This window comes from Pseudomonas sp. K5002, from assembly GCF_013386655.1.
Taxonomy (GTDB): domain Bacteria; phylum Pseudomonadota; class Gammaproteobacteria; order Pseudomonadales; family Pseudomonadaceae; genus Aquipseudomonas.
In genome coordinates, this window is the sequence record NZ_JACARK010000539.1 from 1 (window position 1) to 7,387 (window position 7,387).

The 7,387-nt window shown below is 64.4% G+C and carries 3 protein-coding genes; all 3 read left to right on the plus strand.

Annotation, left to right across the window (positions count from 1 at the left end; genetic code table 11):
- Nucleotides 1-3,438: amino acid adenylation domain-containing protein (locus HX846_RS22835; protein WP_256739856.1), on the plus strand; the 3,438-nt coding region annotated here is incomplete at its 5' end.
- Entirely contained in the window at nucleotides 3,435-6,713 is a 3,279-nt protein-coding gene (locus tag HX846_RS22840; protein ID WP_256739857.1) for an amino acid adenylation domain-containing protein, read from the plus strand. The genes HX846_RS22835 and HX846_RS22840, both read left to right, overlap by 4 nt.
- Nucleotides 6,710-7,387 (plus strand): condensation domain-containing protein (locus tag HX846_RS39695; protein ID WP_256739858.1); only part of this gene is annotated, 678 nt, incomplete at its 3' end. The genes HX846_RS22840 and HX846_RS39695, both read left to right, overlap by 4 nt.

Genomic DNA, 7,387 nt, shown 5'->3' on the forward strand with positions numbered 1-7,387 from the left:
CTCGGCCGCGACAGCGTCGGCGTGGAAGACAACTTCTTCACCCTTGGTGGCCACTCGTTGCTGGCGACCCAGATCGTCGCGCGCTTGCGCAGCCAGTTCAAACTTGACCTGCCGCTGCGTGTACTGTTCGAACAGCCGACCGTCGCGCTGCTGGCCGTGGCCATCGCTGAGCGTGAGGCAAGAGCCGCTGCACCGCAGACCGCCGTCCTCGACACACCGCATGCCAAGGCACGCCCGGCGTTGTTGCCGCTGTCGTTCTCGCAACAACGCCTGTGGTTTATCGAGCAACTGACGCCCGGCACCACGCTGTTCAATATCCCGTTTGCCCTGCACCTCAAGGGTCAACTCGACGTTGCAGCACTGCACGCCAGCCTGAATGACTTGCTGGTGCGCCATGAAATCCTGCGCACCGGCATCCGCAGCGTGGATGGCGTACCGAGCCAGCACATCAGCGAAGCCCTGGACTTTGCGCTCCCGTTTGAAGACTTTTCCGGCTTAGGCGCAACAGCCCGTGAGGGCGCGCAGTTCAACGCACTGCAAGCTACCTTTGAACAGCCCTTCGACCTGACCGCACCGCCGCTGTTGCGCGCCCGCCTGTTGAAGGTCGCGCCGGACGAACATGTGCTGGGCATCGCGCTGCATCACCTGGTCTCCGACGCTTGGTCGGCCACCATCGCCCTGCGCGAACTGGCCTTGGGGTATCAAGCCCGCTGCAATGGTGCAGCCGCGCAATTGCCGGTCTTGCCGCTGCAATACGCGGATTTTGCCCTGTGGCAACGGGAGCATCTGCAAGGTGCTGAACTCAAGCGCCAACTCGATTACTGGACCCACACTCTTGAGCGTCGCGACAGTGACGCCAGCCCGCTGCTGGCCCTGCCCACCGACCATCCTCGGCCGTCAGTGCAGAGCTATCGCGCCGGCCTGGTGCAACGCGAACTGAGTGCCGACTTGAGTGGCCGCGTGCAAACCCTCGCCAGCCGCTTGGGCACCACGCCGTTCAGCGTGCTGTTCGCAGGTTTTGCGGTGCTGATGCACCGTTTGAGCGGCGACGCCACCGTGTTGATCGGCACACCGGTCACCCACCGCGAACAACCCGGTACCGAAGGTCTGTTGGGAATTTTGCTGAACAACCTGGCGATCCGCGCGGACTTCACCGCACAGGCCGATTTCAGCGCCGTGGTCGCTCAGGTCGCCTCCCGACTGCGCGAAGGCCTGCAACATCAGGACCTGCCGTTCGAACAACTGGTCGACAGCCTGCAACTGCCGCGCAGCCTCAGTCATGCGCCGCTGTATCAAGTGATGGTCGCGCAGCAACTGGCCATGGAGTCGCGCCTGCAGTTCCCGGGGCTGGCCTTCGAAGCCCTGGATACGCCGCTCAAACACTCCGAGTGCGACCTGGACCTGCACGTACTGTGCCCGGCCAACGCACCGATTCAGCTGGAGCTGATGTTTGCCCTGGACCTGTTCACCCAGGACAGCGCGCGCCAGACACTCGCTCGCCTGGAACACCTGCTGGAACAGATGCTCGCCGAACCACAACGCCCGGTGGCGGCCCTGCCGCTGCTGATGCCGGCCGAATGGCAGCGCACCGTGGTCGAGTGGAACCGCACCGAGATGGACGTGCCGCAGCACCTGACGTTCGCCCAGTTGTTTGAGCAACAAGCCGAACGCACGCCGCAGCGCGATGCGTTGTGTTTTGAAGGCCAATGCCTGAGCTACGCCGAGTTGAACCGCCGCGCCAACCGAGTCGCACACTACCTGCGCGGACAAGGAGTGGTCGCCAATCGCCCGGTGGCGTTGTGCGTGGAGCGCTCGCTGGAGTTGTTGGTCGGCCTGCTCGGCATTCTCAAGGCCGGTGGCGCCTATGTGCCGCTGGACCCGAGCTACCCGGTTGATCGCCTGGCCTACATGCTCGACGATGCGCAACCGGCGCTGTTCCTCGGCCAGCAAGGCCTGCTCGAACAGTTGGGCAGCGACTTGCCACGCCTGCGCCTGGACGCCGATGCCGCGCTGTTCGCCTCGCAGCCCGAGAGCAACCCTGCACCGCTGGCAGGCCCGGATGACCTGGCCTACATCATGTACACCTCGGGTTCCACCGGTAAGCCCAAAGGCACCCTGGTCACCCAAAAATCGGTGGTCAACTTGGCCTGGGCGCGGATCCATGGCCTGTATCGCCGCTACACCGACCAGCCGATGCGCACCAGCTTCAACTATTCCTTCGCCTTTGATAGCTCGGTGGCGGAATTGATTCTGCTGCTCGACGGCCACAGCCTGTACCTGACCCCGGAAGACGTGCGCTACGACCCTGCCGCCCTGGCGCAGTTCTTCCAGGAAACTCGCCTAGAAGCATTCGAATGCACCCCGGCGCAACTCAAGAGCCTGCTCGAAACCGACGGCGTGCGCCGCGGTGAAACCTACCTGCCGCGCTTCGTGCTGTTCGGCGGCGACGCGGTAGACGCACAGCTCTGGCAACGCCTGCCGTCGATCAGCGGCAGCCGCTTTTTCAATACCTACGGCCCGACCGAGTGCACCGTGGATGCCACCGGGTGTGCGGTGGACGACTTCCCGCAACGCCCGATCATTGGTCGGCCCATCGCCAACGTACGCACCTATGTGCTGGACGCGTTCTTGAATCCGATGCCTGTCGGTGTGCCCGGCGAGCTGCATATCGGCGGCGCCGGGGTGACCCTGGGTTACCTCAACCGCGCCGAACAAACCGCCAAGGTGTTTATCAACGACCCGTTCTCGCCGCTGCCGCAGGCGCGGATGTACAAGTCCGGAGACTTGGTGCGCTGGCTGCCCGACGGCCAGCTGGAATACCTCGGGCGCATGGATCACCAAGTAAAGATCCGTGGTTTCCGCGTTGAGCTGGGCGAGATCGAAGCCTTGATCGGCGCACAACCTGGCGTGCGCCAGGCCGTGGTACTGGCCCGTGAAGACGTGCCAGGGGACAAGCGCCTGGTGGCGTACTACACCGGCGAGCCGCTGGCCATCGAAGTGTTGCGCAGTCATCTGCTGCAGCACCTGCCGGACTACATGGTGCCATCGGCCTATGTACCGCTGGAAAAAATGCCCCTGACGGCCAACGGCAAGGTCGACCGCGCCGCACTGCTGTGGCTGGTGCAGGAGCAACGCCAGGGCGCCAGACCCGAGCATGAAGACGCGCCTCAAGGCGAAGCCGAACAACTGTTGGCCGGGCTCTGGCGCGAATTGCTCGACATTCCCCTGGTGGGACGCAACCAGGGCTTTTTCGCCCTCGGCGGCAACAGTCTGTTGGCCGCTCGCCTGATCGAACGTATCGCCCGACAGTTCGACGTCGAACTGTCGCTGAAGGACTTTTTCAACGCGGCCACCGTCGCCCGCCAGGCCCAATGGCTTGTCGCCCGACGAGAACAGGACCACGTCAACCGGAACGCAATGGTGGAGGGTGCGCTATGACACTGCAGCAACTGCAACAGGACCTCGAAGCACTGGGTGTGGAACTCTGGGAAGAGCAGGGCCGCCTGCGCTACCGGGCGCCCGCCGGGGTGATGGATGAAGGCCGCCTGCAACAATTGCGCGAACACAAGGACGCGTTGTTGCAGCAATTGATGGAACCGGTGATGCCCACCGTCTCGGCCGACCTGGCTGCCCGCAGCGAACCGTTTCCGCTGACCGACGTGCAGGCCGCTTACCTGATGGGCCGCACCCAGGCATTCAGCTACGGCGGGGTGGCGTGCCACGGTTACCTGGAATTTGAACTCAGGGAACTGGACCCGGCGCGCCTGGAGCAGGCATGGAACCATCTGATTGCGCGTCACGACATGCTGCGGGCGGTGGTGCTGGAAGACGGCTACCAACAAATCCTGCCCCAGGTGCCGCATTACCTGATCGCCCGGCATGACCTGCGCGAAGACGACGGCCGTGCACTGGCCGCTCTGCGCGAACGCATGGAAATTCGCCTGGCGTCGCCCCAGCAGTGGCCGCTGATCGAGTTGTGCGTCAGCCAGGGCCGTGAACATGCGCGCCTGCATCTCTCAGTGGATCTGCTGGTGTGCGACTACCAGAGCGTGCGCATGCTGTTGGCCGAGTTGCAGCAGGTCTATCGTGGCGAAGCCTTGCCGCCGGCGGCGCCCATCAGTTTTCGCGACTACGTACTGGGCGAGCGCCGGTTGCGGGAACAGCCGCGTTACCAGCGTGACCGCCAGTACTGGTGGGCGCGGGTCGACAGCCTGCCCGGTGCTCCGGAATTGCCCATGCAGGGCGCTCCCAGCGGACCGCGTTTCGAGCGCCGCGCCCTGAACCTGGAGGCCCGGGATTTCAACGCCCTGCGCCTGAATGCAGCGGCGGCCGGCGTGGGTGCGTCGGCGGCGATTCTTTCCTGCTATGCCGAAACCCTGGGGCGCTGGAGCCGCAAGGGGCATTTCTGCTTGAGCCTGACCTTGCTCAATCGCCTGTCGCTGCACCCGCAGGTCGATCGGCTGGTGGGGGATTTCAGCTCGGTGGAATTGCTGGAAGTCCAGACCCTGCAAGGCGGCAGCTTTGGTGAACGCAGCCAGCAGTTGCAGGAGCGACTGTGGCAAGACATGGACCACCGCCTGTGTTCCGGCATTGAAGTACTGCGCGAACTGGCGCGGCGCAAAGGCCGTGATGCGGCCTTGATGCCCTATGCCTTCACCAGCACCCTGGGCGCCGGTGGCGAAAGTGGCGGCGGGGCATTTATGCCCGGCGCAGAACTGGTGCACGGCATCAGCCAGACCCCGCAAGTGTTGATTGATTGCCAGGTCAGCGAGCGCGACAACGGCCTGTTCATCAATTGGGACATTCGCCAGGGCGTGTTCAATGAGGCCATGCTGGAAGCGATGTTCGACACCTTCGAACGTCTGCTCAAGCGCTTGGCGCGGGAGCCTTCGGCCTGGACCCTGGACGATTGCCTTGAACTGCCGGCACCCCAGCGACTGGTGCGGGAGTTGATCAACCAGACGGCGCAGCCGATTCCCCCAGGCTTGCTGCATGAACCGTTCTTTCGCCAGGCCCGGGCGCAACCCCAACGTGTCGCCCTGATCCAGGGCGCGCGACAGCTCACTTACGCGCAACTCGCCGCCCGTGCCGAGGCGATTGCCGAGCAGTTACTGGATGGCGGTTGCCAGCCCGGCGAGCGGGTCGCGGTATGCATGGAAAAAGGCATCGACCAGGTGGTCGGTGTACTCGGGATCTTGCGGGCCGGCGCGGCGTACCTGCCGCTGGACACTAATCAGCCGATGGCGCGGCGCGCGTTGATTCTTGAGAACGCCGAGGTCAGCCGGGTGCTCAGCCAGTCGTGGTTGAGCGAGGACGTGGCCTGGCCCGCCCAGGTGACCCAGTGCATACCCGTTGATCAGGCCGCAGCCAGTGCCGGACGTGAACTGCCGGCGCCGCAGGTGACACCGCAACAACTTGCCTACGTGATCTACACCTCCGGCTCCACCGGCCAACCCAAGGGCGTGATCAACGAGCACGCGGGTGTGGTCAACCGCCTGCTGTGGATGCAGGACGCCTACGGCCTGAACGCCACTGATGCGGTACTGCAGAAAACCCCGTTCAGCTTCGATGTGTCGGTGTGGGAGTTCTTCTGGCCCCTGTTCACCGGTGCGTGGCTGGTCATGGCACGCCCCGGCGGGCACAAGGAGCCGGCTTACCTGTGCGAGGTGATCGCGGCAGAACAGATCACCACCTTGCACTTCGTGCCGTCGATGCTCGATGTGTTCCTGGCCCACGGTGATGTCAGCCAGGGCGCCGGACTGCTGCGGGTGATGTGCAGCGGCGAAGCCTTGCCCGGCAGCCTGGTGCGGCGCTTCAAGCAGCAATTGCCCGGCATCGGTTTGTACAACCTCTATGGCCCGACGGAAGCCGCGGTGGACGTGACCGCCTGGAACTGCGCCAGGCCCGTGGTGCCGGACAACACGCCTATCGGCAAGCCGATTGCCAACACCCGCATGTACCTGCTGGATGCCCGGTTGCAACCGGTGCCGCTGGGCGTGGTGGGCGAGCTGTTTATCGCCGGTGTGCAAGTGGCTCGCGGTTACCTGCACCGTCCCGAACTGACGGCCGAGCGCTTCCTCAAGGACCCGTTCAACCCAGGCCGGATGTACCGCACCGGTGACGTCGGGCGCTACCTGCCGGATGGCAATATCGAGTACCTGGGCCGTAATGACGACCAGGTAAAAATCCGTGGCCTGCGTATCGAACTCGGAGAAATCCAGGCGCGGCTGACCGAGTACCCACAGGTGAAGGAAGCGGCCGTGTTGGCCCGCGACGAACGCCTGGTGGCGTACTACACCGGCGTGCCAGCCGATATCGAACAGTTGCGGGCGCACCTGCTGGCGCGCTTGCCGGACTTCATGGTGCCCGCGGTATTCGTCCATCTCGACGCTCTGCCCCTGAGCCCCAACGGCAAGCTCGACCGCAAGGCCTTGCCGACGCCGGGTGTGGAATCACTGATCGTGCGCGAGTACGAGGCCCCGGTGGGCGCTACCGAAATCACCCTGGCGCGGCTGTGGACCGAGCTGCTGAAGGTGGAGCGGGTCGGGCGTCACGACAACTTTTTCGAGCTGGGCGGGCACTCGTTGCTGGCCGTCAGCTTGATCGGACGCTTGCGTCAGGAAGGCATGGAAGCCGATGTGCGGGGCCTGTTCGAACAGCCGACCCTGGCCGGCTACGCCGCAATTACCGAACGAATGGAGATCGTCCTGTGAGCATCATCGAACTGTTGGCGACACTCAAGGCCAAGGATGTGCAACTGGCGCTCAAGGGCGATCAGTTGTCGGTGCAAGGCAACAAGCAGGCCCTGAGCGACGCGGCACTGGTGGCCTCGCTGCGCGAACACAAGCCGGCGCTGATCGAGCTGATCAAGGCCGGGGAGTACTCGGCCACCAAGGCCGGTGAGGTGCAGGTGCCGGCCAATGGCATTCCACCGGGCGCTACCTCGATTACCCCGCAGATGCTGAGCCTGTCGACCCTCAGCCAGGCGTCCATCGACCGTATCCTCGAGACCGTCGAGGGTGGCGTCGCCAATGTGCAGGACATCTACCCGCTGGCACCGTTGCAGGAGGGCATCCTCTACCACCATGTGAGTGCCGAGCACGGCGATCCGTACATCATGCAGTCGCTGTTTGCCTTCGACAGCCTTGAGCGTTTCGAGGGCTTTGCCCTGGCCTTGCAACAGGTGATCGACCGTCACGACATCCTGCGGACCGGCGTGGTCTGGGAAGGCCTGGAAGAACCGTCGCAAGTGGTCTGGCGCACGGCGCGCCTGCCGGTGCAGGCGATTGAACTGGACCCGGCAGACGGCGATATCGCCGCCCAGTTGCATCGCCTGTTCGATGGCCGCCACTACCGCATGGACGTGACCCGCGCGCCGCTGCTGCGC